This is a genomic window from Amycolatopsis sp. NPDC004772, from assembly GCF_053601215.1.
On the sequence record NZ_JBSGBK010000012.1, the window covers coordinates 69,403 to 95,841 of the forward strand.

General features: G+C 70.6%; 27 protein-coding genes, 1 tRNA gene and 1 pseudogene. 16 read left to right on the top strand and 13 right to left on the bottom strand.

Translation table 11 applies throughout. The annotated features are described in order from the left end of the window. Nucleotides 1-27: 27 nt before the first annotated feature. The 5 genes from ACWEF6_RS10380 to ACWEF6_RS10400 all read left to right on the top strand — a co-directional run bounded on the left by ACWEF6_RS10380 (nt 28) and on the right by ACWEF6_RS10400 (nt 5,671). Nucleotides 28-720: a response regulator transcription factor gene (locus ACWEF6_RS10380; protein WP_176174720.1), complete on the top strand. Its 693-nt coding sequence runs from the start codon at nt 28-30 to the stop codon at nt 718-720. Continuing rightward, nucleotides 717-2,126 carry a HAMP domain-containing sensor histidine kinase gene (locus tag ACWEF6_RS10385; RefSeq protein WP_449682644.1) on the top strand — a complete coding sequence of 470 codons (1,410 nt, stop codon included), beginning with the start codon at nt 717-719 and terminating at the stop codon, nt 2,124-2,126. The genes ACWEF6_RS10380 and ACWEF6_RS10385 overlap by 4 nt, the downstream gene beginning before the upstream one ends. 181 nt (nt 2,127-2,307) lie before the next feature. After that, nucleotides 2,308-3,108, top strand: coding sequence for a DeoR/GlpR family DNA-binding transcription regulator (locus ACWEF6_RS10390; RefSeq protein WP_449682645.1), 801 nt, complete (start codon nt 2,308-2,310; stop codon nt 3,106-3,108). Beyond that, the gene (gene galT / locus ACWEF6_RS10395) at nt 3,105-4,187 is read left to right on the top strand and encodes a galactose-1-phosphate uridylyltransferase (RefSeq protein WP_449682646.1); all 1,083 of its coding nucleotides are present in this window, start codon (nt 3,105-3,107) and stop codon (nt 4,185-4,187) included. Before ACWEF6_RS10390 ends, galT begins: the two co-directional genes overlap by 4 nt. A 71-nt stretch (nt 4,188-4,258) precedes the next feature. Next, nucleotides 4,259-5,671: a trypsin-like peptidase domain-containing protein gene (locus ACWEF6_RS10400; RefSeq protein ID WP_449682647.1), complete on the top strand. Its 1,413-nt coding sequence runs from the start codon at nt 4,259-4,261 to the stop codon at nt 5,669-5,671. A gap of 139 nt (nt 5,672-5,810) precedes the next feature. On the opposite strand, the gene ACWEF6_RS10405 is transcribed toward ACWEF6_RS10400, so the two are convergent. From ACWEF6_RS10405 to ACWEF6_RS10425, 5 genes are read right to left on the bottom strand one after another with little or no spacing between them, the layout of a single operon-like run. After that, nucleotides 5,811-6,548 carry a hypothetical protein gene (locus ACWEF6_RS10405; RefSeq protein ID WP_449682648.1) on the bottom strand — a complete coding sequence of 246 codons (738 nt, stop codon included), beginning with the start codon at nt 6,546-6,548 and terminating at the stop codon, nt 5,811-5,813. Further along, nucleotides 6,545-7,660 carry a molybdopterin-dependent oxidoreductase gene (locus ACWEF6_RS10410; protein WP_449682649.1) on the bottom strand — a complete coding sequence of 372 codons (1,116 nt, stop codon included), beginning with the start codon at nt 7,658-7,660 and terminating at the stop codon, nt 6,545-6,547. The genes ACWEF6_RS10405 and ACWEF6_RS10410 overlap by 4 nt, the downstream gene beginning before the upstream one ends. After that, nucleotides 7,657-8,289, bottom strand: coding sequence for a methyltransferase domain-containing protein (locus ACWEF6_RS10415; RefSeq protein WP_449682650.1), 633 nt, complete (start codon nt 8,287-8,289; stop codon nt 7,657-7,659). Before ACWEF6_RS10415 ends, ACWEF6_RS10410 begins: the two co-directional genes overlap by 4 nt. Next, complete coding sequence (locus ACWEF6_RS10420) at nt 8,289-8,969, bottom strand: TIGR04282 family arsenosugar biosynthesis glycosyltransferase (protein WP_449682651.1); 681 nt, start codon at nt 8,967-8,969, stop codon at nt 8,289-8,291. The genes ACWEF6_RS10415 and ACWEF6_RS10420 overlap by 1 nt, the downstream gene beginning before the upstream one ends. Further along, the gene (locus ACWEF6_RS10425) at nt 8,966-9,610 is read right to left on the bottom strand and encodes a glycosyltransferase family 2 protein (protein ID WP_449682721.1); all 645 of its coding nucleotides are present in this window, start codon (nt 9,608-9,610) and stop codon (nt 8,966-8,968) included. The genes ACWEF6_RS10420 and ACWEF6_RS10425 overlap by 4 nt, the downstream gene beginning before the upstream one ends. A 160-nt stretch (nt 9,611-9,770) precedes the next feature. Here ACWEF6_RS10425 and ACWEF6_RS10430 point away from each other — a divergent pair, with 160 nt between their 5' ends. Genes ACWEF6_RS10430 through ACWEF6_RS10440 form a run of 3 tightly spaced genes read left to right on the top strand, consistent with a single transcriptional unit; the run spans nt 9,771 to nt 12,923 of the window. After that, a complete protein-coding gene (locus ACWEF6_RS10430; protein WP_449682652.1) occupies nt 9,771-11,165 on the top strand; it encodes a hypothetical protein in 1,395 nt (464 codons plus the stop codon). Between the two features lie 10 nt (nt 11,166-11,175). Beyond that, nucleotides 11,176-11,877 carry a response regulator transcription factor gene (locus tag ACWEF6_RS10435; RefSeq protein ID WP_449682653.1) on the top strand — a complete coding sequence of 234 codons (702 nt, stop codon included), beginning with the start codon at nt 11,176-11,178 and terminating at the stop codon, nt 11,875-11,877. Beyond that, nucleotides 11,874-12,923 carry a sensor histidine kinase gene (locus ACWEF6_RS10440; protein ID WP_449682654.1) on the top strand — a complete coding sequence of 350 codons (1,050 nt, stop codon included), beginning with the start codon at nt 11,874-11,876 and terminating at the stop codon, nt 12,921-12,923. The genes ACWEF6_RS10435 and ACWEF6_RS10440 overlap by 4 nt, the downstream gene beginning before the upstream one ends. A 168-nt stretch (nt 12,924-13,091) precedes the next feature. On the opposite strand, the gene ACWEF6_RS10445 is transcribed toward ACWEF6_RS10440, so the two are convergent. Further along, nucleotides 13,092-14,150, bottom strand: coding sequence for an NAD-dependent epimerase/dehydratase family protein (locus ACWEF6_RS10445; protein ID WP_449682655.1), 1,059 nt, complete (start codon nt 14,148-14,150; stop codon nt 13,092-13,094). Nucleotides 14,151-14,273: 123 nt separating this feature from the next. Here ACWEF6_RS10445 and ACWEF6_RS10450 point away from each other — a divergent pair, with 123 nt between their 5' ends. From ACWEF6_RS10450 to ACWEF6_RS10460, 3 genes are all read left to right on the top strand, one after another. After that, nucleotides 14,274-14,774: a MogA/MoaB family molybdenum cofactor biosynthesis protein gene (locus ACWEF6_RS10450; RefSeq protein ID WP_013230045.1), complete on the top strand. Its 501-nt coding sequence runs from the start codon at nt 14,274-14,276 to the stop codon at nt 14,772-14,774. Nucleotides 14,775-14,880: 106 nt separating this feature from the next. After that, the gene (locus ACWEF6_RS10455; RefSeq protein WP_449682656.1) at nt 14,881-15,705 is read left to right on the top strand and encodes an aldo/keto reductase; all 825 of its coding nucleotides are present in this window, start codon (nt 14,881-14,883) and stop codon (nt 15,703-15,705) included. A gap of 91 nt (nt 15,706-15,796) precedes the next feature. After that, nucleotides 15,797-15,967, top strand: coding sequence for a hypothetical protein (locus tag ACWEF6_RS10460; RefSeq protein WP_449682657.1), 171 nt, complete (start codon nt 15,797-15,799; stop codon nt 15,965-15,967). 5 nt (nt 15,968-15,972) lie between these two features. Here the strand turns inward: ACWEF6_RS10460 and mscL are convergent, their stop codons facing one another. From mscL to ACWEF6_RS10480, 4 genes are all read right to left on the bottom strand, one after another. Continuing rightward, a complete protein-coding gene (gene mscL / locus ACWEF6_RS10465) occupies nt 15,973-16,392 on the bottom strand; it encodes a large-conductance mechanosensitive channel protein MscL (protein ID WP_449682658.1) in 420 nt (139 codons plus the stop codon). A 62-nt stretch (nt 16,393-16,454) separates the two neighbouring features. Beyond that, a complete protein-coding gene (locus ACWEF6_RS10470; RefSeq protein WP_449682659.1) occupies nt 16,455-17,072 on the bottom strand; it encodes an SAF domain-containing protein in 618 nt (205 codons plus the stop codon). A gap of 129 nt (nt 17,073-17,201) precedes the next feature. Beyond that, on the bottom strand, nt 17,202-17,501 hold the full coding sequence (locus tag ACWEF6_RS10475) for an FmdB family zinc ribbon protein (RefSeq protein ID WP_449682660.1): 300 nt from the start codon (nt 17,499-17,501) through the stop codon (nt 17,202-17,204). Nucleotides 17,502-17,587: 86 nt separating this feature from the next. Further along, the gene (locus ACWEF6_RS10480; RefSeq protein ID WP_449682661.1) at nt 17,588-18,178 is read right to left on the bottom strand and encodes a 5-formyltetrahydrofolate cyclo-ligase; all 591 of its coding nucleotides are present in this window, start codon (nt 18,176-18,178) and stop codon (nt 17,588-17,590) included. A 24-nt stretch (nt 18,179-18,202) separates the two neighbouring features. Here ACWEF6_RS10480 and ACWEF6_RS10485 point away from each other — a divergent pair, with 24 nt between their 5' ends. The 5 genes from ACWEF6_RS10485 to ACWEF6_RS10505 all read left to right on the top strand — a co-directional run bounded on the left by ACWEF6_RS10485 (nt 18,203) and on the right by ACWEF6_RS10505 (nt 22,180). Continuing rightward, nucleotides 18,203-19,111: a UTP--glucose-1-phosphate uridylyltransferase gene (locus ACWEF6_RS10485; RefSeq protein WP_449682662.1), complete on the top strand. Its 909-nt coding sequence runs from the start codon at nt 18,203-18,205 to the stop codon at nt 19,109-19,111. Then, nucleotides 19,108-20,385 (top strand): molybdotransferase-like divisome protein Glp, encoded by a 1,278-nt coding sequence (gene glp, locus ACWEF6_RS10490; RefSeq protein WP_449682663.1) that lies wholly within the window; start codon nt 19,108-19,110, stop codon nt 20,383-20,385. Before ACWEF6_RS10485 ends, glp begins: the two co-directional genes overlap by 4 nt. Beyond that, a complete protein-coding gene (locus tag ACWEF6_RS10495) occupies nt 20,385-21,053 on the top strand; it encodes a GNAT family N-acetyltransferase (protein ID WP_449682664.1) in 669 nt (222 codons plus the stop codon). The genes glp and ACWEF6_RS10495 overlap by 1 nt, the downstream gene beginning before the upstream one ends. A gap of 163 nt (nt 21,054-21,216) precedes the next feature. Next, nucleotides 21,217-22,050: a divisome protein SepX/GlpR gene (gene sepX / locus ACWEF6_RS10500; RefSeq protein WP_449682665.1), complete on the top strand. Its 834-nt coding sequence runs from the start codon at nt 21,217-21,219 to the stop codon at nt 22,048-22,050. A 54-nt stretch (nt 22,051-22,104) separates the two neighbouring features. Continuing rightward, nucleotides 22,105-22,180, top strand: a tRNA-Ala gene (locus ACWEF6_RS10505). A gap of 733 nt (nt 22,181-22,913) precedes the next feature. On the opposite strand, the pseudogene ACWEF6_RS10510 reads toward ACWEF6_RS10505, so the two are convergent. The 3 genes and pseudogenes from ACWEF6_RS10510 to ACWEF6_RS10520 form a co-directional block, all read right to left on the bottom strand. Then, nucleotides 22,914-23,957: pseudogene (locus tag ACWEF6_RS10510) on the bottom strand (recombinase family protein); the annotation flags it as partial. A gap of 129 nt (nt 23,958-24,086) precedes the next feature. Next, a complete protein-coding gene (locus tag ACWEF6_RS10515) occupies nt 24,087-25,505 on the bottom strand; it encodes a tyrosine-type recombinase/integrase (protein ID WP_449682666.1) in 1,419 nt (472 codons plus the stop codon). A gap of 301 nt (nt 25,506-25,806) precedes the next feature. Continuing rightward, complete coding sequence (locus ACWEF6_RS10520) at nt 25,807-26,433, bottom strand: ImmA/IrrE family metallo-endopeptidase (RefSeq protein WP_449682667.1); 627 nt, start codon at nt 26,431-26,433, stop codon at nt 25,807-25,809. Between the last annotated feature and the right edge of the window lie 6 nt (nt 26,434-26,439).

The window sequence follows — 26,439 nt, forward strand, 5'->3', positions numbered from 1 at the left end:
CTCAGCACGCTGCGTAAAACTAGCGCCATGCGCATCCTTGTGGTGGACGACGACCGCGCCGTCCGTGAGTCGCTCCGGCGGTCCCTGGAGTTCAACGGCTACCAGGTCCAGCTGGCCAGTGACGGTGCGCAGGCCCTGGAGGCGATCATCGCCGACCGGCCGGACGCGATGGTGCTCGACGTCATGATGCCCCGGCTCGACGGCCTGGAGGTCGCTCGCCGCCTGCGCAGCACCGGTGACGACCTGCCGATCCTGGTGCTGACCGCGCGCGACACCGTCTCCGACCGGGTGTCCGGGCTGGACGCCGGCGCCGACGACTACCTGCCGAAGCCCTTTGCGCTCGAGGAGCTGCTCGCCCGGTTGCGGGCGCTGCTGCGCCGCGCCATGCCGGAGGGGCAGAACGGCCAGGCGTCGGAGGTCCTGTCCTTCGCGGACCTGACCCTCGACCCCGGCACGCGGGAGGTCCGCCGCGGCGGCCGCGAGATCAGCCTGACCCGGACCGAATTCGCCCTGCTGGAACTGTTCCTTTCCTACCCGAAGCACGTCCTCACGCGTGGCCGGATCCTGGAGGAAGTATGGGGTTACGACTTCCCGACGTCGGGCAACGCGCTGGAGGTCTACGTCGGTTATTTGCGCCGCAAGACGGAGGCCGAGGGGGAGCCGAGGCTGATCCACACGGTGCGGGGAGTGGGGTACGTCCTGAGGGAAACCCCGCCGTGACCGAACCCGGCGATCCCCGCGGCACGCGCTGGGGAGCCCGCCGGTTCTCGCTGCGCGGCCGGGTGACGCTGCTCGCCGCCGCCTGTGTCGCCGGCGCCGTCGCGCTGGTGTCGATCGGCGCGTACATGGTCGTGCGCAGCAACCTGTACCAGCAGCTCGACGACAGCCTGCTGGCCCGCGCGCAGGCGGCGGCCGACTCGCCGCAGGTGCAGACCGAGCTGCGGCAGGTCCCCGGCGCCTTCCTCGCCAGTGCCGACCTGCAGATCGGGCAGCTCAACGCGGCGCCCGACGTCCAGCACGCGGTGATGACGTACCCGCTGTCGAGCTCGCCGCCGCCGTTCGGGCAGGACGAGCTGGCGGTCGCGAACGGCGATTCCGCGGAGTCGCTGCGGACGGACTTTCGCTCCGACAGCCGCGTGGTCGCGTTGCCGACCGGGCACGGCGAGGCCATCGTGCTGGCCCAGTCGATGGGCCCGACCAAGCGCACGCTGAACGAGCTCGCGCTGGTGCTCTTCCTGATCGGCGGCGCCGGCATCCTGGTCGCCGCCGCGGCGGGGACGGCGGTGGCGCGCGCCGGCCTGCGCCCGGTCGACCGGCTGACGTCGGCCGCCGAGCGCGTCGCCAAGACCGGCGACCTGCGGCCCATCCCGGTCAGCGGTGACGACGAGCTCGCACGCCTCACCCAGTCCTTCAACACCATGCTCGGCACGGTCGCGGACTCGCAGGAACGCCAGCGCCAGCTGGTCGCCGACGCCGGCCACGAGCTGCGGACGCCGTTGACGTCGCTGCGTACCAACCTCGAACTGCTGCTCGCCGCCAGCAAGCCGGGCGCGCCGCCGTTGCGGGACGAAGACCGCGTCGACATCGTCGCGGACATCAGCGGGCAGCTCGACGAGCTGACGCAGCTCATCGGTGACCTGGTCGAGCTCGCGCGCCAGGACGAGCCGCGCGAGCGCTTCGAGCGCGTCGAGCTGCTGGAGGTCGTCGAGCGGGCGCTCGACCGGGCCCGGCGGCGCGCGGGCGAGATCAACTTCGACGTCTCGCTGCAGCCGTGGGTGCTCACCGGCGACAACAGCTCGCTTGAGCGCGCGGTGCTGAACCTGCTGGACAACGCGGTGAAGTTCTCGCCGCCCGACGCGACGGTGTGGGTGCGGCTGTACCCGCTCGGCGACGGCACCGCCGTGGTCGAGGTCGCCGACGCCGGGCCGGGCATCGCCGAAGAGGACCTGCCCAAGGTGTTCGACCGCTTCTACCGCTCGTCGGAGGCGCGGACGCTGCCGGGCTCGGGCCTCGGCCTGGCGATCGTGAAGCACGCGGCCGAGCGGCACGGCGGCGCGGTGTACGCCTCGCGGGCGCCCGAAGGCGGCGCGTTGATGACGATCCGGCTGCCGGGGGCGCCCGGCTGAGATCCGCCCGCGGGCGGTCGGCTGTTGCTTGTTCGCGCTCCCTCTGGTGGTGTTGTGCACCCTGGTCGGCGCGCGCCTGCCCTGACCTGTTGTTTCGAAGTTCACCCACGCTGCTCCTGCGGATCTCGTGTTGAATCGTGTAGGATTTTGTGTGGTTGAGGCTCGACGGACGGAGTGAACGGTGCTGGCGCGTCAGCGACAGGCGGTGATCCTGGAAGAGGCACGCCGAACCGGTGCGGTCCGCGTGAGCGACCTCGTGACCAGGCTGGGCGTGTCCGACATGACGGTGCGCCGCGACCTCGACGTCCTCGCCGGGCGTGGGCTCGTGGAGAAGGTCTACGGCGGCGCCACTTCGGTCGTCGGCAAGAGCACCGACGAACCCGGCTTCGAGGCCAAGTCCGTGCGCCAGCGGGCGCAGAAGGAAGCCATCGCCGAGCTCGCCGCGACGCTGGTCCGGCCCGGCACCGCGATCGGCCTCTCCGCCGGCACCACGACGTGGACCCTGGCGCGGGCGCTCGACGCCATCCCCGGGCTCACCATCGTGACCAACTCGATCCAGGTCGCCGACGTGCTCCGCGGGTCGACGCAGCCGGACCGCACCGTCGTGCTCACCGGCGGGGTGCGGACGCCGTCGGACGCGCTGGTCGGGCCGGTCGCCGTGCACAGCCTGCGGTCGCTGCACCTGGACGCCGTCTTCCTCGGCGTGCACGGGATGGCCGACGGGCCGGGCTTCACGACCCCGAACCTCACCGAGAGCGAGACCGACCGCGCGCTGGTCGAGGCCGGGCGCAAGCTGGTCGTGCTCGCCGACCACACCAAGTGGGGCACCGTCGGGATCTCGACGATCGCCGACCTGGACGAGGCCGACGTCGTCGTCACCGATGACGGGATTCCCGACGAGGCCAAGGAAATTCTCGCCGAACGGGCGGGAGAACTCATGATCGCCGAGACGGCGGAGACGGACGAGGCCCAAGAAGCGTGAAGCGCACCGTACGACACCTGGCCGACGGCCGGGAGATCATCTACTTCGACCAGCCCGGCGCGCCCGACCGTGTCGCCGAGGACACCCGCGACCTGCCGCCGGTTTCGGCCGCGTCGGAGATCCGGCGGGACCCGCTGACCGGTGAGTGGGTCGCGATGGCCGCGCACCGCCAGACGCGGACCTACAAGCCGCCGGCCGACCTGTGCCCGCTGTGCCCGAGCAAGCCCGGCAAACCGAGCGAAATCCCGGAAAGCGATTACGACGTCGTCGTCTTCGAGAACCGGTTCCCGTCCTTCGCCGAGGACGTCGTCGGCGAGCCGTCCACTGTGGATGGTTTCGGGCTGGTGCCGGTGCGGCCCGGGCGCGGCCGCTGCGAGGTGGTTTGCTTCACCAGCAACCACGACGGTTCTTTCGCGCAGCTGAGCGCGAAGCAGGTGCGGGCCGTGGTGGACGCGTGGGCGGACCGCACGACCGGGCTTTCCGCGGTGCCCGGCGTCGAGCAGGTCTTCCCGTTCGAGAACCGCGGCGAGGAAATCGGCGTCACGCTGTCGCACCCGCACGGGCAGATCTATGGCTACCCGTTCGTCACGCCGAAGACCGAGCGGATGCTCGACGTCGCCCGCGCCTACCAGGCCGAACACGGCCGCCCGGTGCTCGGCGACGTGCTCGCGGCCGAACGCAAGTCCGGCGCGCGCGTGGTGATCTCCGGCGAGCACTGGACGGCGTACGTGCCGCCGGCGGCGCGCTGGCCGGTCCAGGTCCAGATCGTGCCGCACCGGCAGGTCCCGGACATCCCCGCGCTGACCGACGCCGAGCGCGACGACTTCGCCGACGTCTACCTCGACGTGCTGCGCCGCTGCGACGCGCTGTACGACCGGCCGCTGCCCTACATCGCCGCGTGGCACCAGGCGCCGGTGCGCCGCGACCGCGAGCTCGGCTGGCTCCACCTGGAACTGTTCTCCGTGCTGCGCGCGAAGGACAAGCTGAAGTACCTGGCGGGGTCCGAATCGGGCATGGCGGTGTGGATCAACGACGCGACGCCGGAGCAGATCGCGGAACGGCTCCGCGCGGCGGGCTGAGCGGCCATACTCATCTGCGATGCACAGGTTCGGCTCAGGAACCTCTCAGGACCATCGCGCAAGGTGAGGACATGACCGAGAACGACCCCAGCGCACACGACCCCGCGGCGCCGAGGCACCCCGAGACCGGCCAGCAGCCGGCGCAGGGCGGTTGGGCGGGGAACCCGTACGGTGAGCAGGCCCAGCCCGAGTCCGGCGGTGCGCCGCAGTACTCGGAGCCGTCCTACCACGCGGTGACCGGGGCCGATCCGGCGTACGGCGGGCAGAATGCGAACCCGTGGTCGGCCCAGGGCGCGCAGATGCCGTCCGGCCAAACCCAGCAGAGCGTCTACCCGCCGCCGAACCCGTACGGGCAGCCCGCCACCGGCGGTTACCCGGTGGCCGCGCCGCCCGAGCCCAAGCGCTCCGGCGGGAAGCTGCTCGCCGGCGTCGCGCTGGTCGCGCTGCTGGTCGGCGGCGTCGCGGGCGGGGCGGTCGGGTATCTGACCGGCGGGTCGTCCGGCGCGTCCAGCAACGCTCTCGACGCGCCGAAGCCGGCCCAGCAGACGGGCAACGCGCCCGCCGGCTCGGTCGAGTCCGTCGCGCAGAAGCTGTCGCCCAGCGTGGTCGAGCTGCAGGTCAGCGGCCAGCAGGCGGCCGGCGAAGGCTCCGGCTTCGTGATCAGCACCGACGGCTACATCTTGACGAACAACCACGTCGTCGAGGTCGGCGCGAACGGCGGCCAGATCCAGGCGGTGTTCCAGGACGGCAAGAAGGCCGCCGCCAAGATCGTCGGCCGGGACCCGACGACCGACATCGCGGTCGTCAAGGTCAACGGCGTCGGCAACCTGACCCCGGTGGAGCTCGGCCGGTCCGACGACCTGCGCGTCGGCCAGTCGGTGGTGGCCATCGGCTCTCCGTTCGAGCTGGCCGGCACGGTGACGTCGGGCATCGTCAGTTCGCTGCACCGGCCGGTGCGGGCGGGCGGCAGCAGCGGCGACCAGACCACGGTGATGGACGCGGTCCAGACCGACGCGGCGATCAACCCGGGTAACTCGGGTGGTCCGCTGGCGAACATGTCCGGCCAGGTCATCGGCATCAACTCGGCGATCTACAGCCCGCAGTCGGGTGGCCAGGGCCAGGGCGCGTCCGAGGGTGGCAACGTCGGCATCGGCTTCGCCATCCCGATCGACCAGGCCCGCCGCACGGCGGACACGATCATCAAGACCGGCCAGGCGGTGCAGACCTACATCGGTGCGGAGGTCAAGGACGCCCCGCAGGGCGGCGCCGAGCTCGGCGCGATCAAGGCCGGCAGCCCGGCGGAGAAGGCCGGCCTGAAGGCGGGCGACGTCGTCACCAAGATCGACGACCGCCCGATCGACTCGGCCGACACGCTGGTCGCGGCGGTCCGCACCCGGGCCCCGGACGAGAAGGCGACGTTCACCCTCGCCGACGGCCGCACGGTCGAGGTGACCTTCGGCGGCCAGCCCGTCCAGCCCAACTGATCGCTGATCCAGACGCTCGGCCGCCCTGGCGCGGCCGAGACCAACTTCGGCTCGACCCCCGTATCCGGGGCCGGACCCACAAGGCCACGCGCGACCAGGCACTCGATGCCGGTCGCGCGTGGCCGCATTTGTGCCCGGTTCAGGGACGGTCGGCCGGCGTGCCGGGGCGGTCGGCTTGCGTGCCTGGAGGGTTGGCCGGGAAGGCGGACTCGGCGGGCCGCGTGTCTGGAGGGTCGGCTGGCGTGTCTGGAAGGTCGGCCGGGTCGCGCGGCGGGGTAGGCCGCGTGTCCGGAGGGGCGGCCGGTGTGCCTTGAGGAGCGGCTGGGGTTGGTCGCGTGCCCGGGCCGTCGGCTGGTGTGCCGGGAGGGGCGGTGCGCGTGCCCGGAGGGTCGGTTGGGGTGCCGGGGCGGGCACCTCGCGTGTCTGGAGGGGTATCACTCGTGATTGGAGGGGCATCACGTGTGATTGGGGGGAGGACACGGTGGCGGAGGGCGGTCAGGACCACCGTGAGCCAGACTGCGGCCAGGGTGATGGCCAGGGCCGGGGCCGGGTTGGTGTCGTGGAGGCCGGGCATCGGTGGGGTTCCGTACGGGCGCCAGAGCAGCGGGAACGCCAGGATGGCCAGTGCGGCCGTGATGACCGTGCCCGCGATGACCGGGGTTCGCCAGCGGGGCGGGAGGAGCCGGGACAGGGCGAAGCCGAGCAGGGCCGTCAGCGGGGCGATGACCGCGTCGTTGAGGAGCGGGCCGCCGATGATCCAGCCCACCGTGCCGAAGACATCGGGACGCAGGGGCAGTGCGTACTCGGCGAACAGCACCACGCCCCAGGCCAGCGCCGCGAGGCCGGGCAGCGCGAGGAGCGCGCGGGCGGTCTTCACAGCGCCTCCAGCTTCGTGACCCACTTCGTCTGCAGCACACCCGGCCGGTTCGGGGCGATGATCCGGCAGGGGAAGCCGTGGTCGGGGGCGAGAACCTCGCCGTTCAGCTCCAGGGCCAGCAGCGTCAGGTCGTCGGCCGTGTGCTCGCCGGGGAGGACGCTGACGCCGTACAGTCCGCCACGCTCCGAAGAGGACACCCGCACCGCCGTGCCCGGGGCCGCGCCGACGGTTTTCAGCAGCGTGGGCAGGGAAATTCCACGCCAGGTGGCCGACTGGCTCCAGCCCTCCACGCAGGCGATCGGGAGCTCGGCCGTCGTCTGGGGCAGGGCGCGCAGGTCGTCGAGCGAGAACTTCGTCGTGCCGCGCGCAGTCACCACGGAGAGCCGCCAGGCCGGCGACCACGTGACACCGGCGGCCGCCGCCGTGCGGTTGACCGGGAGGCTCTGAGTGCCCTTGCCGGTCTTCCAGGAGAGGGCGGAGACGCCGCGCAGGAACGGGACCGTCGCGCCCGCGGTGGCCACGACCGCGACGCCGGTCGCCAGCCCGGTGGTCACCAGGAAACCCCGTCGCGACAGCCCTTCCGCCGGTGGTTCCTCAACGGTGGTCCGGCTCAGGGCACGGCGGATGATCGGCAGCTTCACCGCGACGTGCACCAGGATCGAACCGATCGCCAGCCACGCGACCGCGTAGTGCACCTGCGGGAAGTAAAAGCCCCACGGGTAGTTCTGCGCGACGTTCAGCAGCCCGGTCGTCAGCTCGAAGAACGCCGCCCCGGACAGCACCAGGATCGACAGCCGCTCCAGGGCGTGCGGCAGCGAGCGGACGAGCGGCCGGCCGAACAGCTTCGGGTAGACGCTCCACAGTTTCGCCAGCAGCAACGGGATCGAAGCCACGCCCGAGATCACGTGCAACCCCTGCGTGACGCGGTAGAGCCCGACCGGCCGGCTCGGCCAGGAGAACCACCCGGGTGGGTGCTGGATGAGGTGGCTGAGCAAGCCCGTCACGAAGCACGTCGTGAAGGTGATCGCGAGCGCCAGACCGATCTTCGACGTCACCCGCTCGTGGTGCGCCGGCGCCCGGAACTGCTCCTCCGCCGGGATCGGGAGTTTCACGATCGCTCCAATCGCGCGAACCAGCGGTGGCCGTGCCGGGTCGTCCGGTCGACGCGCAACCCGGCCCGCGCGGCGACTTCGGCGATCGCGTCGACCCCCACCCAAGCCCAGGTGAACCAGGCGACGTCGGCGTGGCCGGGCCGGAGCCGGACGCGCTCGTGCCGGAGTCCCCGGCCGGGCGGCTCCAGTTCGACGAGCACGTCGCCGTCGGGGGCGATCAGCCGCGTCGTGCGCCGGAGCAGGGTGACCGGGTCGCCGCCGATGCCGATGTTGCCGTCCGCGAGCAGGGCGTGCCGCCACCGCCCTTCGCCGGGCAGACGGTCGAAGATGTTGCGCTGCAACGCACTTCCGCCGCGCCGCCGGGTCAGCCCGACGGCTGTGCGCGAGCTGTCCACGCCCAGCACGACCACCCCGCGCGCGGCCAGCGCCGCGGTCAGCCTCCCGGGCCCGCACCCGAGGTCGATGGTGGGGCCGGAACACGCGTCGAGCAGGACGTCGTCGCCCTCGGACGGTTCCGCCCAGCGTTCCACGGCCAGCTCGATCCGTTCGCCGCTGGCCAGTTCGAGCCAGCACCGGTGCCCGAGCAGGCCGAGGTCGAACTCGTGGCCGGCGCTCGCCGGGGCCGTCATCACGCCACCGCCTGTCCGCCGACGGCCGCGACGGCGTGGGCGAACCGGCCTCGCGGACACGCCGCCGCCACCGAACGGGCGTCCGCCATGGTGTCCACATCGGACAGGCGGAATGCCTGCCTCGTCTGCAACCCGCGGTCGGCGAGGGCGCGCAACGTGCGCTCGCCGGTGTCGTCGCGGGACATCGGGACGTCCACGAGAACCTGCGCATGCCGTGGCTCGGCGAGTCCCAGCGCCCACCAGCCACCGTCCTCGGCCGGCCCGAGCACCGAGTCGTGGCTGCCGTGCCGGACCGGTGCGGCCGCCGCGGTGAGGGACTCCGGCGTCACCTGTGGCGTGTCCATGCCGATCTGGAGGATGGGCAGACCCGCGTGCACCGCGGCGGCGTCGGCGTGGGCGTTCGCCAGCCGCGTCCCGAAATCCCGGCCACGCTGGGGGATGACGGTCGTGGGCCGCAGCGCCGCACCGATTTCGTCGGACCTGGCCGCGGCGCCGAGGTCGCCGGTCATCGCGACGACGGGCAAGGCGCCGGGGACCGCGCAGACGGCGTCGAGCGTGTCGAGCAGTGCGGCCGCGGCGATCTCGGCCGCCTGAGCCGGGGTCGCGGGTGGGCAGAGCCGAGTCTTCGCGAATCCGGGGACCGGCGCCTTGGCCACGACCAGCAGGACGAACGGCGTCATCGGGCCAGCACCCGCCCGAAGTCGCGCACCGCGCGCAGCGTCCCCCGTGCCGACCCGGACACCTTCGACTTCGTGCCCTTGGCGCGCTCGCCGTAGCGGACGTCGAACTCGCGGACCCGCCACCCGGCTCGCTGGGCCTTGATCAGCAGCTCCAGGGGGTAGCCGAAGGCCCGGTCGGCGACACCGAGGCCGAGCAGCGCCCGCCGGTCCGCGGCGCGCAGGGGCGCGATGTCCCGCACCGGCAGCCCACGGCTGCGCAACAGCGTCGCCAGCACGACGTTGCCCGCTCGCGCGTGCCACGGCCACACCCCGGGACCGGTCGGCACCCGGCGTCCGACCGCGAGGTCCGCGCCGTGCCCGACCGCGCTCACCAGCTGTGGCAGGTCGGCGAGGTCCAGGGACCCGTCGGCGTCGGCGAAGCACACGATGTCCGCGGTGGCGGCTTCCAGCCCCGTGTGGACGGCGGCGCCGTAGCCGCGACGCGGTTCGTGGAGGACCTTCGCGCCCAGCGAGGCCGCCACCTCGGGTGAGCCGTCGGACGAGCCGTTGTCGACCACGATCGCGCGGTAGCCGGGTGGCAGGCCGGCCAGCACGCCGGGCAGCGCTGCCGCTTCGTCGAGGCAGGGGAGGACGACGTCCACTTCCAAGTCAGTCACGCCGCCGACCGTAAGTCCGTCCGGGATTGGCGTAGAACCCTTGCGGCGCTTACCGAATCATGACGTCCGGTGAGTTCTTACCGCGTCGTTACGGCTTCCGCTCCGAGGGCGCGGACCGGCCGCCGCGGACCTAGGGTGGGCGGCGATGAGCGAGCCGAACCCGGCAGCCCGGCTCGCCGAGCCGCCTGCCCGCGAACCCGAAGCCCCGGTCACCGGCCGCCGCGCCGACCTCCTCGCCGTCGCCGCGGCGGCGGTGCTCGTCGCCACGGCCACCGCGGTCGGCCTGTACTACAACCGGCCGCACTCCGGCGTGATCATCTTCGTGTCCGCGCCGCCGTTGTTCGCCGACTGGCTGCCGCACGTCGGCCCGGGCTCGGTGTTCGCGGTGCTCATCGCGATCGCGGTCGTCCTGCACGGCCCCACGCTGACCGCCCGGCTGCCGTGGCGCCGCGCGCTCGCCGCCGGCTACCTCGCCTCGCTCGCCTGGATCTTCTCGCTGACCATGGTCGACGGCTGGGACCGCGGATTCGCCGGGCACCTCACCATTCCGCAGGAGTACCTCCACGAGGTCCCGGGCATCACCGACATCCCGCGGATGCTGCGCGAGTTCTCCTCCCGCATCCTCGATTTCCAGCCGCATTCGTGGACGACGCACGTGTCGGGCCACCCACCGGGCGCGACGCTCGTCTTCGTCTGGCTGGACCGGCTCGGCCTGCACGGCGGCGCGTGGGCGGCCACGGCCGTCGTGCTCGCCGGCAGCCTGGTTGCGGTGGCCGTGCCGGCCACGGTCGCGCTGCTCGGCCGGCCCGAGGCGGCCCGCACGGTGCTGCCGTTCGCCGTCCTCACCCCCGGCGCGGTGTGGATCGGCGTGTCCGCGGACGGCCTGTTCGCCGGCGTGACGGCCACCGGCCTGGCGCTGCTCGCGCTGTCCGCGACGGGGTTCGCCCACGGCCGCCGGTACGCCGTCCCGGCCGGGCTGGCCGCCGGGGTGCTGCTCGGCTTCGGGATCTTCCTGTCGTACGGCCTGGTGCTGCTCGGCGTGCTCGCGGTGGCGGTCGCCGTTCTCGGCCGGCAGTGGCGGTCGGCGGCGCTGGCGATCGTCGCGGCGCTCGCCGTCGTGGGCGTGTTCGCCTGGGCCGGCTTCTGGTGGCTCGACGGCTACCACCTGGTCGTCGAGCGCTACTACCAGGGCGTCGCGCTGGTCCGGCCCTATTCGTACTGGGTGTGGGCCGACCTCGCGGCGGTCGTCGTCGCCCTCGGCCCCGCGGTCGTGGCCGCCGTCCGGCGCGGCGTCGCGTCCCCGCGCCGGGCCCTGCTCACCGACCCGGTGCTCCTGCTCGGCCTCGCCGCCCTGGCCGCCATCCTCTTCGCCGACGTTTCGGGCCTGTCGAAAGCCGAGACCGAGCGGATCTGGCTACCGTTCGGGGTGTGGTTGCTGCCGATGACGGCGTTGCTCCCGCGGCCCGGTCGCCGGTGGTGGCTGGCCGCGCAGGCGGCGACGGCGCTCGCGGTCAATCACCTGCTGCTGACGGGCTGGTGAGGGAGACGTGATGAGCGATCAGACCGGGCACGTGCTCGTGGTCGACGACGACGAGACGGTCCGCGACGTCGTCCGTCGCTACCTCGAGGTGGCCGGGTTCACCGTCGACATGGCCGGCGACGGTGCCGAGGGCCTGGCCCGGTTCGCCGCCCACGAGCCCGACCTGGTCGTGCTCGACGTCATGATGCCGGGGATCAACGGCCTCGAGGTGTGCCGGCGGCTGCGTCAGGTGAGCCAGGTGCCGATCGTCATGCTCACCGCCCTTGGCGAGGAGGAGAATCGGATCGCCGGGCTTCAGCTCGGCGCCGACGACTACGTGACCAAGCCGTTCAGCCCCAAGGAGCTCGCCCTCCGTGTCGCCTCGGTGCTGCGCCGCGCCCGGATGCCCCGCCCGGAGCCGGCCGCCGCCGAGCTCGTGGACGGCGCCCTGCGCCTGCAGATGAAGGCCCGGACCGCGACCCTCGGCGGCCGCGAGCTGCCACTCACCACCCGCGAGTTCGACCTGCTCGCGTTTTTCCTCGCCCACCCGGGCGTCGCCTACTCGCGCGCCGACCTGCTCGAGAAGGTGTGGAGCTGGGACTTCGGCGATCAGTCCACAGTGACCGTCCACGTGCGACGGTTGCGCGAGAAGATTGAGCGCGACCCGGCCAAGCCGACCCGGGTGGCGACCGTGTGGGGTGTCGGCTACCGCTACGATCGGGAGCAGCCGTGATCGGGTCGGGTGAATCCGTGCCGGAGATGCTGACGCATCTCTGGCACATCCTGCCGTTCGCGTTGCTGTTCTCGCTGCCGGTTGCGGCGCTGGGCGGCGTGGCGCTGTACGTCCTGCGCCGGGGCTCGCTGGCCACCACGCTCACGGTGCTGGTGCTGATCCCGGTGCTCGCCACGCTGGCCGGCGTCCTGGGCATCAGCGGGTTCATGTTCACCCCGGCGTTGACGACGATGCTGCTGGTCTGCCTGCTCGTCGCGCTGGTCACCGTGCCCGCGGCGATCATCCTCGGCCGGGCGATCGCGCGTCGCAGCGTGTGGGAGCGCGAGGCGCGGGAGCGGGAACGCGCCGCCGAGGCGTCGCGGCGCGAACTGGTCGCCTGGATCAGCCACGACCTGCGCAGCCCGCTGGCCGGCATCCAGGCGATGGCCGAAGCGCTGGCCGACGGCGTGGTGTCCGAACGCGACGAGGTCGCCGACTACGCCCAGCGGATCGGCGGCGAGACCCGGCGGCTGTCCGCGATGGTCGGCGACCTGTTCGAGCTCTCGCGGATCACCGCGGGCGCCCTGGAGCTCACGATGTCCGCGGTGCCGCTGCGGGACGTGGTGAGCGACGCCGTCGCCGCCCAGGCGCCGGTGGCCCTGCGGAAGCGGGTCCAGGTGCTCGCCAACGCGTCGACCTGGCCGGTGGTGACCGGCAGCGACCCGGAACTGGCCCGGATCGTGCGGAACCTGGTGTCCAACGCGATCCGGCACACCCCGCCCGACGGGACGGTGGCGGTGCAGATCGGCGTCGACGGCGACGAGGCGCTGCTCGCCGTCGACGACTCCTGCGGCGGCATCCCGGACGACGAGATCAACCGCGTGTTCGACGTGGCCTTCCGCGGGACGCAGGCGCGGACGCCCGAGCGCGGTGGGACGACCAGTGGGGGCGGGCTCGGGCTGGCCATCGCGAAGGGGCTGGTGGAGGCGCACCGCGGGCGGATCGGGGTGCAGAACCACGGGCCGGGGTGCCGGTTCGAGGTGCGCCTGCCGCTCGCGATGCCGTAGGCCGCGGCTGGTCCGGGTTCCGCGTGGCGCGGGCCGGCCCGGGATCGAGGGATACCTCGACTGTGGCTGTGATCCGGGACCGCGGCAGGTGATGTCCGGTCGCGCGGGCGGCCCGAAGCCGGACGCAGCGCGGCGTTCGGCTCAGGGGCCGCGGGAGCCGACCTGGTTTCAGGGTGAGACCGGCTCGCGGAGTTCGGCCGTCGCGAAGTCGGCGATGCCCTCGGCGAAGCCGACTTCCGCGGTGAAGCCGAGCAGCTCACGGGCTCGGGCTGGGTCCGCGACGACGTGGCGGACGTCGGCCGGGCGGGCGCCGCCCATCACCTTCGGTGCCGGGCCGTCGCAGGCCCGGGCCAGCTCTGTTGCCAGGTCACCCACCGTGTGCGGGGTGCCGGAGCAGATGTTCAGCGGGGTGAGGTCGTTCGGGCCGGGTGTCCGGAGGGCCAGGACGTTCGCCCTGGCGACGTCGTGGACGTGGACGAAGTCGCGCTGCTGGCGGCCGTCCTCCAGGACTTGCGGGGCTTCGCCGCGGGCCAGTGCCGATCGGAAGAGCGATGCGACTCCGGCGTACGGCGTGTTCTGGGGCATCCGTGGGCCGTAGACGTTGTGGTAGCGCATGGCCCACACCGTGCCGCCCGTCTGGCGGGCCCAGGCACCGGCCAGGTGTTCCTGGGCCAGCTTCGTCGCCGCGTACGTGCTGCGTGGGTTCAGCGGCGCGTCCTCGGGCACCAGCTGCCAGCTCAGCTCCTCTTCGCAGGACGGGCAGCGCGGCTCGAACCGGCCCGCGTCCACATCGGACCGGCGGCGTGGCGAGGGTGCCACCACGCCGTGGTCGGGACACGTGTAGCGGCCTTCGCCGTAGACGACCATCGACGAGGCCAGGACCAGTTTTCCGACGCCGGCCGCGTGCATGCCGGCCAGGAGCACCGCCGTGCCGTAGTCGTTGTGCAGGGCGTACGACGGTGCGTCGGACGGGTCGATGCCGTGGCCGACCACTGCCGCCTGGTGGCAGACCGCGTCGACGCCGTCCAGCAGCTCCGCGACGATTTCCGTGTCCGTGACGTCGCCGCGCAGGAACCGGTGCCTGCCCGTGTACGGCGGCGGGGTGCGGGAACCGTGGGCCGTGGGGAGGAGGTTGTCCAGCACCACGACGTTGTCGCCGCCGTCGGCGAGGAGGTCGGCGATGTGGGACCCGATGAACCCGGCTCCGCCGGTGACCAGTACGCGCACACCGGCCACGCTAGGGGGCTTCGGCGGGGCTCGCCGACGCTCACCGCGGCACGTCACCGAATCGTCAGAACTCACCCGGAACCTCCCGGCGCCCGGCCGCCGAAACCGGCTACGGTGGGCGCCATGGAACGGAGTGCACAACGGCTGGGCCGGGCCCTCGTGGTCATCGTGGACGATCGCGTGGCGCACGGCGAGCACGAGGACACCACTGGCCCGCTGGTCACGGAGCTGCTCGAAGAAGCGGGCTTCATCGTCGACGGTGTCGTGGTGGTCGAGGCCGAGACCGCGGGTATCCGCAACGCGCTCAACACCGCCGTGATCGGTGGCGCCGACCTGGTGATCACCGTCGGCGGCACCGGGGTGCTGCCGCGTGACCGGACGCCGGACGCCACCGCCGGTGTGCTCGACCGGCCGATCCCGGGCATCAGCGAGGCCATCCGCGCGTCCGGGCTGGCCGCCGGCGCGGTCGACGCCGGGATCTCGCGCGGGCTCGCCGGGGTTTCGGGGAGCACGCTTGTGGTCAACCTGGCCGGGTCGCGGTCCGCGGTGCGCGATGGGATGGCGACGCTGACCTCGCTCGTGCCGCACGTGATCGACGAGCTTTCGGGCCTCGAAGAGGTGTGAAGCCCGGGTCCCGGATCGGTGGCGGGCTGACTTTCTCGTCGGGTAGGGCATCGGTCCGCTCGGGGATGGCGACGCTGACCTCGCTCTTGATCGACGAGCTTTCGGCGTGACCCTCGAGTTCCGGATCGGCGGCAGGCTGACCGTCCGGAGGCTCGGTTTCGGGGCGATGCACCTGCCGACCGAAGCCGGGGCCGTCCGGGCCGGGGCGATCGCCGTTGCTCGGCGGGCGGTCGAGCTGGGTGTCACGCTCATCGACACCGCGCACCTCTACGGCGGTGGGGCCAACGAGGAACTGCTTGCCGAGGCCCTGTACCCGTACCCGGACGAGCTGCTGATCACCACCAAGGTCGGCGTCGCGCGGACCGGGCCCGGCGGCGAGTGGCGGCTCGACGCCCGGCCCGAAATCCTGCGTGACCAGGTCGACCAAGCCCTGCGCCGGCTCCGGGTGGAGCGGCTCGAGCTGCTGCAGCTGCACCGCATCGACCCGGAAACGCCACTGCCCGACCAGCTCGGGACGCTGTGCGAGCTGCAGTCCGCCGGGAAGGTCGGCCTGCTCGGACTGTCCGAAGTGACCGCCGACGAGCTCGCACGGGCGCGAGAGCTCGCCGAGATCGCCAGCGTCCAGAACCGGTACAGCGTGCTCGACCGTGTGCACGAGCCGGTGGTCGAGGCCTGCGCCTCGGCGGGCATCGCGTTCCTGCCTTGGCGGCCCGTTCTGCCGGCTGCGTCCGGCGCCGCTGTGGTTGCCGCTGTCGCCGCGGAGGTGAGCGCCACCCCGGCCCAGGTGGCGTTGGCCTGGCTGCTGGCCCGGTCGCCGGTGGTGCTGCCGATTCCGGGCACCGGACGGATTGCGCACCTGGAGGAGAACGTTGCCGCCGCGGGGCTCGTGCTGAGTACTGAGCAGCTGGGGCGGCTCGATGCGCTCGGCTGAGATCGCGCCGCGGTGGCGCGTCGGCGGGTGGAGTCGCCAGGGGTTCTTCGCTCTGGAGTTGTCAAACAGCGCTTCGTGGGATACTCGAGGCATGGCGGGCGAACAGCGGAAACCTCAGACCGGCGAGCAGCGGCGCCGGGTTGATGAGATCTTCGGGGACGTTCTGCCCGAGACGACCTCCGATGAGCGTGATCCCGAGCGGCGCACCGGTCTCCCGGATGACTGGTACCGGGAGAACCGGCCACCGCACCACGATCGCTGACCTCGTCAGTCGCGGTCGGCGCCGCGCTGGTTGGTCTGCTGGGCGCGCAGCAGGTCGCGGATCTCGGTCAGCAGCTCCACGTCCGTCGGCTCCGAGGGACCCGGCTCCTGGCCGCGCTTGCGGCGCTCCTGCACCTTCTTGACCGGCAGCACGATCACGAAGTAGACCACCGCCGCGACCAGGACGAAGTTGATCGCCGCGTTGATCACGCTGCCGAAGTCCAGGAACGTCGCCTTGTTGTTGTCGAAGATCTGGTATCCGAGGCCGTTCGCGGCGTCGGTGCCGCCGATCGTGCTGATCAGGGGCTTGATCAGGCCGTTGGTGAACGCCGTGACGATCGCCGTGAACGCCGAGCCGATGACCACCGCCACGGCGAGGTCGACGACGTTGCCGCGCATCAGGAAGTCCTTGAAGCCTTTGAACACCTTGCTCTCCTCACGAGCCACGAACCGGAAGGGGACGCCCGGCCCGTCTCGGCGGGCGTGGGCTAGCGGAGAGTAACCGTTACCGGACGCTCCAGTGAAATCGCCGCCACCGTTGTCGCGGCCGCTTCCGGAAGCCGGAGCAGCACCAGCGGCCCCTTGGGGGTGGCCGGCTGCCGGTGCCCGACCGTCACGACCGTCGCCCCGGCGGCCAGCACGGAGGCCGGCACTGCCTGCTCCGGCGCCGCGACGACGTCGACGCGCTGGCCGGGCTGGAGCAGGTCCGCGACGGCCTCGTCGGCCAGCCGGACCGGCACGGTCGCCGTGCCGGGATCACCCCGGGCGGGGGCCGTGGCCAGGCGGGCGTCGGTCAGCGGCTCACCGGCCCGGACCGCGCCCGCCAGCAGGCGCCCCTCGACGGCTTCGAAGGTGCTCAGCACGCCGTTCGGACGGGCTTCGCCGGGCAGGTCGGCCAGCCGGACGTCGGCAGCGCTCAGCGCCGCTCCGGAAGGAAGGTCGTGTGCCGCGAGGACGGTCGGTGCGCCTCGTGCGGAACCGGGGTGAACGAGCGAAAGGCCGCCCAGGACGAGCAGGCCGGCGGCGAGCCAGCGGCGGATGAGCCTGGCCCGCCGGCTCGGCAGCCGGGTCGGATGAAGTGCGCGGAGCTTCGGCAGGATGTCCACGGGCCCCCTCGGCCGGATCGGGTGCGGCGGGGTGCCGCACGAGATCGACGTTAGGGAAGCCGGACGGGCCGCCGGAAGGGCCACGTCCGGCATCTGTGGACAACCGGGGTGTTGTGGATAACCTGCGGGTCAGGACGCCGCGGCGGCCGTTTTCGTCGTGGTCGAAGAGGAGGATGCCGAGCTCGTGTCGGACTTCGACTCCGTCTTGGTCTCGGTCTTCGCCGGGGCGGCCGCGGTGCTCGACTTGCTGGAGTCACGCGAGTCCGTGCGGTAGAACCCGCTCCCCTTGAAGACGACGCCGACCGAGCTGAAGACCTTGCGCAGCACCCCGGAGCACTGCGGGCAGACGGTCAGGCTGGGGTCCGAGAACGACTGCACGGCTTCGAACCGGTGGTCGCATTCTTTGCAGGCGTACTGGTACGTAGGCACTGACGGCTCCTTTGCTGGCACTCATCCGACCTGAGTGCTAACCCGATTGTGCGGGAAAACCTTCCCGGAAGGCAATTCCTGGTTGCTCACACCGGCAGGTCGACCACGCCTCGCCCTGGTGTCAGGGCCCCGGTCATGCGCACGTCGTGGGGCTCCCCGGGCAGCCGTTCGACCAGTTCTTCGTCCCGGACGACGGCCAGCAGCGCCGCGCCGGCCGCGGCGAAGACCAGCGAGCGATCGTAGTGGCCGGCCCCGCGCCCGAGCCGGACGCCCCGGCGATCCACGGCCAGCGCGGGCACCAGGACCAGCTCCGCCTCGCCCACAGCGGCGGTACCCAGGCGTTTCCCGCCCGGCTCGCGGATGCCCCGGAACGTGCTGGGCACCAGGTCGGCCTCGCCCGTGTACTCGGCCCAGTCGAGCGGTTCCGTCCGCGACCGGATGACCGGCAGCAGCACGCGCGCGCCGCCCGCCACCAGCGCGTCGACGAACGCCGTCGTGCCCGGCTCGGTGCCGAACGGCAGGTACGCGCACACGGTGCCCGCTGTGACCTTCGACACCGCACTGACCAGCGCCGAAGCCTCCCGGGCGTGCGATTCGGCTGCCTGCCCCGCCCGGGCGCGCGTCACCCGGTCACGCCACTCCGTCTTGCTCAGGTGCTCATTGCCCAGTGCGTGCATGACCTCACGTTAGGCTCTGCGCCCATGACGGGCGCCGCAACCACCCAGACGTTCAGAACCGCCATCGTGCCTGCCGCCGGCCTCGGGACACGGTTCCTCCCGGCGACGAAGGCCGTGCCCAAGGAGCTCCTGCCGGTGGTGGACACCCCGGGCATCGAGCTGGTCGCCGCGGAGGCCGCCGCCGCCGGCGCGGAACGCCTGGTCATCGTGACCTCACCGGGCAAGGACGCCGTGGTCCGGTACTTCGAAAAGCAGCCCGAGCTCGAGCAGAACCTGGAAAGCAAGGGCAAGACCGACCTGCTCGCCAAGGTCCGCCGGGGCTCCGACCTCCTCGCCGTCGAAACCGCCATTCAGGAGCAGGCCCTCGGCCTCGGCCACGCCGTTGCGCAGGCCGAGCCCAACCTGAAGCCCGACGACGAAGCCGTCGCCGTGCTGCTGCCCGACGACCTGGTGCTGCCGACCGGCGTGCTCGAGCGGATGAGCGCGGTCCGGGCGCAGTTCGGCGGCAGCGTGCTCTGCGCGTTCGACATCCCGAAGGCCGAGATCTCCCCGTACGGCGTCTTCGACGTCACCGACACCGACGACGACGACGACGTCAAGCGCGTGCACGGGATGGTCGAGAAGCCGAAGCCGGAGGACGCGCCCTCGACCTACGCCGCGGCCGGGCGCTACCTGCTCGACCGGGCGATCTTCGACGCGCTCAAGCGGATCACCCCCGGCAGCGGCGGCGAGCTGCAGCTGACCGACGCGGTCGCGCTGCTGATCAGCGAGGGGCACCCGGTGCACGTCGTCGTCCACCGCGGTGGACGCCACGACCTGGGGAATCCGGGTGGTTTCCTGCGCGCCGCGGTCGATTTCGCGCTCGAAACGCCCGAGTACGGTCCATCTTTACGGGCGTGGCTGACGGAACGGATCGGGACAGAGCGCCCATGACGGAATCCCTCGACGCGGCACGGCCCGAGGCGGCCGGGGACGAGGCCGAGCTGCGCTCGGTCGACGCGCAGATCTCCATGACCTTGGATGCCGCCGTCCGGCCGCAGCCGGTGCGCGTGGCGATCTCCGAGGCCCAGGGCCTGCTCTGCGCCGAGGAGGTGGTCGCCGAGCACGCGCTGCCCGGGTTCGACCAGGCCGCGATCGACGGGTACGCGGTGCGCAGCGTCGACGTGCGCAACGCCGGGCAGGAGCCGGTGCAGCTGCCGGTCGTCGGGGAGATCGCGGCGGGTTCGCGCCAGCCGCGGCGGCTCCAGCCCGGCCAGGCCGTCCGGGTCGACACCGGCGCGCCGCTGCCGACGCTGGCCGACGCGGTCGTGCCGCTCGCCTACACCGACGGGCACCAGGCCAAGGTCACGGTGCACCGCTCGGTGCCGTCGGCGGGGTACGTGCGGCGGGCCGGCGAGGACGTCCAGATCGGCGACGTCGCGGTGCGCCGCGGCGACACGATCGGCTCGGCCCAGGTCGGCCTGCTGGCCGCGGTCGGCCGGGCGAAGGTCCTGGTCTACCCGCGGCCGCGGGTGTCGATCGTGTCCGTCGGCGACGAGCTGGTCGACATCGACCGGACGCCGTCGGTCGGGCAGGTCTACGACGTCAACTCCTACGCGCTGGCCGCGGCCGCCCGGGACGCGGGCGCCGAGGTCAGCCGGGTCGGCATCGTGCCGAGCGAGCCGAAGCGGCTGCGGGAGGTCGTCGAGGGACGGCTGCTGATGTCGGAGATCGTCGTGGTCGCGGGCGGCGCCGGGGGCGCCACCGGCGACGAGGTCCACGCCGCGCTGTCCGACCTCGGCCGGATCGACATGACGCGGGTGGCGATGCACCCCGGGTCGGTCCAGGGGTTCGGCCGGCTCGGCCCCGACTCGGTGCCGACGTTCCTGATCCCGGGCAACCCGATGAGCGCCCTGGTGGTGTTCGAGGTGCTGGTGCGGCCGCTGATCCGCGCGGCGCGCGGCACCCGCAACCCGCACCGGCGGATCGTCGGCGCGCGGCTGCTGTCGCCGATCACCTCGACCCAGGGCCGGCGCGGTTTCCTCCGCGGCCAGCTGCTGCGCGACGAGGCCAACGGCGAGTACCTGGTCCAGCCGCTCGGCCAGTCCGGGGCGCACCTGCTCGCGTCGCTGGCCGAGGCGAACTGCCTGATCAACGTGCCGGAAGAGGCGACCGACGTCCCCGCCGGCGAACAGGTCCAAGTCACCTTCCTGGCGCAACGGGCCTGATGAACTCCGTGTCGGGCGTGTCCTATCCGGTGGAGAGCCGGCACCCGGGCTGGCCGGCGCGGCTCGGCCCGCTGCGGGTGCCCGCGGGCGAGGTCGCGATCCGGCCGGTCCGGCTGCGCGACGCCGGCGAGTGGAGCCGGATCCGGCTCCGGGACCGCGCGCACCTCGAAATGTGGGAGCCCACCGGCGTCGGCCCGTGGCCGGAACGCAACGCCTTCTGGTCGTGGCCGTCGCAGTGGGCGGCGCTGCGTTTGCTCGCTCGCCGTGGTCAGTGTCTCCCGTTCACCATCACCCTGGACGGTCGTCTCGTCGGACAGATCACTGTGGGTAACGTCATCCGGGCGTCGCTCCGATCGGCCTGGATCGGCTATTGGGTGTCGTCCGAAGTGGTCCGCGGCGGGGTGGCGACGGCCGCCGTCGCGCTCGTCACCGACCACGCCTTCGGCCCGGCCGGGCTGCACCGGCTGGAGGCCACCGTGCGTCCGGAAAACGCCGCCAGCCTGCGGGTTCTCACCAAGGCGGGCTATCGGCGGGAGGGTCTGTTCGAGCGCTACCTCGACGTCGCGGGCGGCTGGCGGGACCACTTCTGCTACGCCGTGACACGCGAGGAAACCGGTCCCGGGCTGGTGTCGCGGCTGGTCGCGGCGGGCCGCGCCGACTACGCCTGAACGTGATTACCCACCCGGGTCGGTAGTCGCGTTACCACATGCTGTGAGTTTCACCTAATCCGGTGAGGCTTTTCCGTGATCGAACCCGGCGAGCCTCCGCCTGATCTGTTACTCCTGTGACTAACGTGATTCGTGGTGGAAGGATCGGGGGAGGTGACGGGAGATGCCCAGCTCCGTGATCATCGTCGCGCTCGCCGCGGCATGGCTCGTCGTACTCGTGCCCATGGTCGCGCGTAGGCGGCAGCAGGTCGCGAGGACGGCCGACTCGGCGCTCGCGGCCAGGGTCGTGCGCAGTGGACGCAACGAAGACCGGGAGGAATTCGCCATGTCCGACGATCCCGGGAGGTCCCGGCCATCGGTGGAGGACGACCTCGCCGAGCTGGAGGCCGAGCTCGAGCTCGATGACGACGTCGAGGAGCCGGAGCCCGAGCCTGAGCCGCTCCCGCAGCCGGCCCACGGCCGCCGGGCCGAGCGTGACCGCCCCGGCTACCGGCCTGGCCGCGGCGGCTTCGACCCCGAAGCCGCCGAAATCGCGGCCCGGGCCAAGTACAGCTTCCGGCAGCGCATCGTCGTCATCCTGCTCGCGATCGCGGTGATCAGCGGCGCCGTCGCCGGCTTCGTCTTCCCGCTGGCCTGGTGGGGGCACGGCGTGATCGACGTCGTGCTCGTCGGGTACCTGGTGTACCTGCGCCGCCAGGTACGTATCGAGGAGGAGATCCGCCAGCGCCGGCTCGCCCGCTTCAACGGCACCCGAGCGCCGCGGCGCCCGTCTGTTCAAGCTCCTTCGGTTTCGGCTCCGGTGGAAGAGGAACGCGCCGAGGTCGAGGACGTCGAGGTCGTGGAGCCGGTCCGCCGCGAGGTGGTCGAGCGCCGCCCGACCCCGACATCCCGCGTCCGCCGCAGCGCGGTGGTCGTCGACCTGGACGACGAGGACCCCGCGTTCGAGGAGCTGGACGAGCCTGGGACCGGGCCATATCGGCGTGCGGTGGGCGAGTGACCCCCCTGCGTGGGGTGCTCGTGGGGCACTGCTAAGCTCTACGAGCACGACCAAGGGGCTGTAGCGCAGTTGGTAGCGCGTCTCGTTCGCATCGAGAAGGTCAGGGGTTCGATTCCCCTCAGCTCCACCAGAGTATGGACGTTCAAACCCCGGTCCCGACAAGGATCGGGGTTTGTTGTTTCTTCGGGTAGTGGGCCGTTTGGACGCTGGATGAAGTCCCGCGGACGCCAGCCTTCAACGGCTGGGTCCGGTGTCTTCTCCACTTGTGGCCGTTGGCCGAGTAGTCGTTCGATAGCCGTCCCCACAGTCAGCTCGCTACCGTCACCGGCGGCCAGCCGATCGTCGAGTTCCGGGGCTAGGAGCTGACCAAACGTTTCGGTGAGGTCGGCGCCGTGGACCTTGTTGTCGACGATCCAGAACCGCTCGAAGACGGCTTGGTTGAGCTGGCGACGGACGTCGGGCGGTGCCGCTAGGTAGAGGCGATGCGCATCCGCGCACAGCAGTAGGGCTTCTTCGACGGCGGCGAGCACGGTCTCGATGCGCATCGAGTAGGTCTCAATGAGCTGCTCCGTGCCGGCCAGTTCTCGGGCGATCCGCTCCTGCTCTGACTTGAGTTGTTCAAGGGTGATGGCCTCGGCGTAGCGCATCTCGATGAGCTTGACCTGCTGGTTCTGAAGGTCCTTCTTGCGCTTCTCCTGTCGTTCTAGGTCGGTTTGGTTGCTCCGGTGTCGGCGCATCAGCTCGCCCATGACCTCGTGCCGGACAGCGGTCATCCGTCCTTCGGTGATCGATACGCGCGTCCAGTAGTCGGCCACGGCCGCTTCGACGTCGGTGATGAGGACGGCGGACTGCTGACACTTGTTGTGGCGAGTGCGGCCGATGCAGTAGAAGTACGGGTAGATCGTGCCTCGCCGGTTCTTCGCGTAGGTGATGCCAAGCCGACTGCGGCATCGGCCACAAAAGACCGAGCCTTTGAGGTAGTGCGGATGCTTCTGCGGCTTCTCTCGCGAGGCGGCTCGCGCGTCGCTGATGGCTTGCACTTGGTCGAACACGATGGGGTCGATGAGCTGCTTGTGGCGGCCCTCGTACCAGATGCCTTCGAACTTCACGAAGCCCGTGTAGTAGCGATTGGCGAGCATCTTGTCGATGTGCTGGACACTGACCGGCCGCGCCGGCCGTTTGCGTGTCGCCGGGATGCGAAGCCCACGCCGGTCGAGCTCGTCGCGTAGCTGGGTCATGGTCCATTCGCCCGTGGCGTAGGCCTCGAACATCCACTGGATCAGCGGTGCCCGCTCGGGATCGACAGCCACTGTTCGAATCTCACGGCCGTCCACTTTGGCGCGGACGTTGAGGTAACCGAGCGGCGCGAGCCCGGGCGTACCGCCTGATTTGGCCTTCTGTCGCATACCCTTCTTCGCCTCCATTGCGAGGTTGGAGGAGTAGAACTCGGCGATGGTCGCCATGATGCCGTGCAGCAGCTTGCCTGAGGGTGAGTCGTCGATGTTCTCGATGCAAGACACCAGACGCGCTCCTGCTTGGCGGATCGCGATGTTGATCGCGACGTCCTCTTCTCTGTTGCGAGCGATGCGGTCAACCTTGTGGATGATCACGTAGCTGATGCAGCCAAGCTCGCGGATGAACTGAAGCATCTTCTGAAGATCGGGTCGGTCGGCGGTCTTCGCTGACTCACCAATGTCGACGAACTCGGCAACGATGACCGCACCAAGCTTCTGAGCCTCACGTTGGTGTGCCTCACGCTGCGCTGGGATGGAGTAGCCCTCGGCGTCGTAGTCTGTCTCGGCCTGTTCGGGCGTGGACACCCTGAGGTAGCTGACGGCGAGCTTCAGCCCGCCCGGGAGCGGTTGTCCAAGGTCGATGCCTTGGAGAACGTCGGTGAATATGCGCATGGCGTCGCCTCTCTGGTGGAAGTCGGATGGTCGGTTTGAGCGGGTGCAAGGCCAGCTCCTTTCGAGTCGGAGGTAGGAGGGAGCGCATCCGGGATCGTGGAGGGCCGCGGTCGCTGCGTCGTCGATGGTTCATGCCGCCTCCCTCGTCGATCGGTCTGGCAGCTCGATGTCGCGCCAGGACGACGCGACGGGCTCAGTTTGCGGCTGATCCTTGACGGCCAAGTGGACGGCGATGCAGCCGAGTTTCTGCAAGAAGATGCGACGCCGACCTTCAACTTCTATAGAGGTCAACTGCTCTTCTAAGGTAGCTTCAGCTTCCCTGAAGAGCCTTGTGTCCCCAGTTCGAGTCTGGGAGGAGCCACCAAAGAAACTTATAGCATTTTTTACAACGAAATCACGGATTGACGGCGAAGTCTGACGGCTACGCTCTCGAGTGTACCCGAGGTCACCCGCGAACAATCGCTGTTGGACCTTTTCGAGAGCGGTCCGCTTACTGTCCATGTCAACGTGTTCGTAGATCCCGGTTGTCCGTACATCGCCGTGGCCCAGGATCGCTGAGATGTCGCGGTCGTGTACCTGAAGACTCTTCTGTGTCGTCGCGTTGGTATGGCGCAGTCCGTGGATGGTGATGATCCGCAGGCCGTTGGCCGCGCAGATCCGCAGGAACGAGCGGTATAGGTTGCGTGACTCCACGGGCGTGCCGAATCTGGTCGTAAACACGAGTTCGTCAGCGGTGCTGCATCCCCGCCAGCTGTCGCCCGCAGCCGTTCGATGAGCTGTCTGGGTTGAGCTCTGTTGGAGAAGCGCCGTTCGGGCCACAGCGAGGAGCGGTTCGTCTCTGACGCTTGTGTCGGTCTTGAGCTCGACCTGCTGCAGCTTGCCGTCGATGCGCTGGATCTGCTGCCGGATACGGAGCACACCGTGATCAAAGTCGACGTCACGCCACCGGATGCCGAGGACTTCCCCGCGTCGCAGACCGTAGAGGGCGAGCAACACAAATGCCGGGTAGAGCGGGTCGGACTTCGCCGCCTCGAGGAACCTCGACAGCTCGTCAGCCGACCAGTGGTCCGCTTCCTTCGGCTTGTAGCGCGGCATCTCAACCAGTCGCGCTACGTTCCGGAAGATGATCTCCTGCCGAAGCGCGTAGGTCAGCGCACTGCTCAGCACCTTGCGAGCCTGGTGGATCGTCGGGAGCGGAACCTCGTCGTGCTCGAGCTGGTTGATGAAGGCCTGCACTATCTGCACAGACAGCTGCTCAAGCTGGAAGCGGCCAAGTCTTGGCTTCAAATACAGCCGCACCATCGATTCGTGCCGGCGCATGGTCAAGGGCCGACGTTTTTCAACCGTGAGCCAGTGGTCGAGGTAGCAGTCGAGCCGCCATGTCTTGTCAGCAATGGGCTGACCGGCCTGAACGCGAGCCGTGGCGGCGGTCAGCCTGTCATGAGCATCCTTGCGAGTGCGACCGTAGACGCGCAGCCGTCTGGTCCGGCCGCTGACCGTCGGCAGGTACACGGCGGCTTCCCAGCGCCCGCCTTTGCGCTTGTACACGGTCCCTTCACCGTTGGCGTTGCGACCAGCCATCAGGTTATGGCCTCAATCTGATGTTTCCTAATAAGCTCCTGGATCGCAGTACGGGGAATCAGGCGTCGGCTTCGTAGCTTGACGGTGGTGAGCTCGCCAGAGTGGATAAAGGGTGTATAGCGTCCATCGGCCGACGCGCAACGCGTCGCAGGCCTCCTTAACGGTAAGCAGGCCGTCTTGCGCGTCGCTTCCAGCCTTGGATCCCGTGGTTGATAGATTCGTGCTAGCAGTGTTCATGGGTTTCTCCGATCTTCGTTATTTATGCTGATCAAGCCGCGATAGGTGGGGCTGCTTGGCGCATGTAGCCCAGCAGCTTTGGGGGCTTCGCAGCTTTGCTTAGGCCGACTTGTCTGATGCGAACCTCAATGAGGCGCGTTGACACGTCGAACAAGGTCGCTAGCTTGGCCGGACTGCGGATGCCGAGTTGCCAGGCGCGATGCAGCCATGGTGTTGGCACGAGTACGCACCCAGCGAAGTAGTCGCTGACTCGCTCTGCCATGGCAGGTGGCTGTGTGCTGTCATCGCGTGACCAGCCGGGATAGAGCTGCTCGCGGAACGGATCGTCCAGGATGTGCTTGAACTCGTGAGCGAGTGTCGCCCTCGAGCGCCACAGGCTGTCGTTCTCGTTGATCTGGACATGCCACAGGCCGCGCTGCCATGTCGTATGACCTGACCATGGCAGGCCGGCCACGACTTCAACTTCGATCTCGGGTAGGTCTATAACGAGCTCGATCGCGACGCTGGGCTTGCTGATCTCTAATAGCTCAAGCAGCTTGGCCGCTTGCCGCTCGGCAACAGTTCTGGCTTCTCGCTCGGTGAGCGGCCGTTCCAGGAGATGGAGCGTCGATGTTGGCATGATGCTTCGGACTTCTTGAATGATTGACTTCTGGTTCATATATTT

Excerpts from the sequence above, each read along its gene's own strand:
- ACWEF6_RS10380 (WP_176174720.1), top strand. The coding sequence starts at position 28 with ATGCGCATCCTTGTGGTGGACGACGACCGCGCCGTCCGTGAGTCGCTC.
- ACWEF6_RS10400 (WP_449682647.1), top strand. The coding sequence starts at position 4,259 with ATGACCGAGAACGACCCCAGCGCACACGACCCCGCGGCGCCGAGGCAC.
- ACWEF6_RS10415 (WP_449682650.1), bottom strand. The coding sequence starts at position 8,289 with ATGACGGCCCCGGCGAGCGCCGGCCACGAGTTCGACCTCGGCCTGCTC.
- ACWEF6_RS10420 (WP_449682651.1), bottom strand. The coding sequence starts at position 8,969 with ATGACGCCGTTCGTCCTGCTGGTCGTGGCCAAGGCGCCGGTCCCCGGA.
- ACWEF6_RS10430 (WP_449682652.1), top strand. The coding sequence starts at position 9,771 with ATGAGCGAGCCGAACCCGGCAGCCCGGCTCGCCGAGCCGCCTGCCCGC.
- ACWEF6_RS10435 (WP_449682653.1), top strand. The coding sequence starts at position 11,176 with ATGAGCGATCAGACCGGGCACGTGCTCGTGGTCGACGACGACGAGACG.
- ACWEF6_RS10450 (WP_013230045.1), top strand. The coding sequence starts at position 14,274 with ATGGAACGGAGTGCACAACGGCTGGGCCGGGCCCTCGTGGTCATCGTG.
- ACWEF6_RS10460 (WP_449682657.1), top strand. The coding sequence starts at position 15,797 with ATGGCGGGCGAACAGCGGAAACCTCAGACCGGCGAGCAGCGGCGCCGG.
- ACWEF6_RS10480 (WP_449682661.1), bottom strand. The coding sequence starts at position 18,178 with ATGCACGCACTGGGCAATGAGCACCTGAGCAAGACGGAGTGGCGTGAC.
- ACWEF6_RS10485 (WP_449682662.1), top strand. The coding sequence starts at position 18,203 with ATGACGGGCGCCGCAACCACCCAGACGTTCAGAACCGCCATCGTGCCT.
- glp (WP_449682663.1), top strand. The coding sequence starts at position 19,108 with ATGACGGAATCCCTCGACGCGGCACGGCCCGAGGCGGCCGGGGACGAG.
- ACWEF6_RS10495 (WP_449682664.1), top strand. The coding sequence starts at position 20,385 with ATGAACTCCGTGTCGGGCGTGTCCTATCCGGTGGAGAGCCGGCACCCG.
- sepX (WP_449682665.1), top strand. The coding sequence starts at position 21,217 with ATGCCCAGCTCCGTGATCATCGTCGCGCTCGCCGCGGCATGGCTCGTC.
- ACWEF6_RS10520 (WP_449682667.1), bottom strand. The coding sequence starts at position 26,433 with ATGAACCAGAAGTCAATCATTCAAGAAGTCCGAAGCATCATGCCAACA.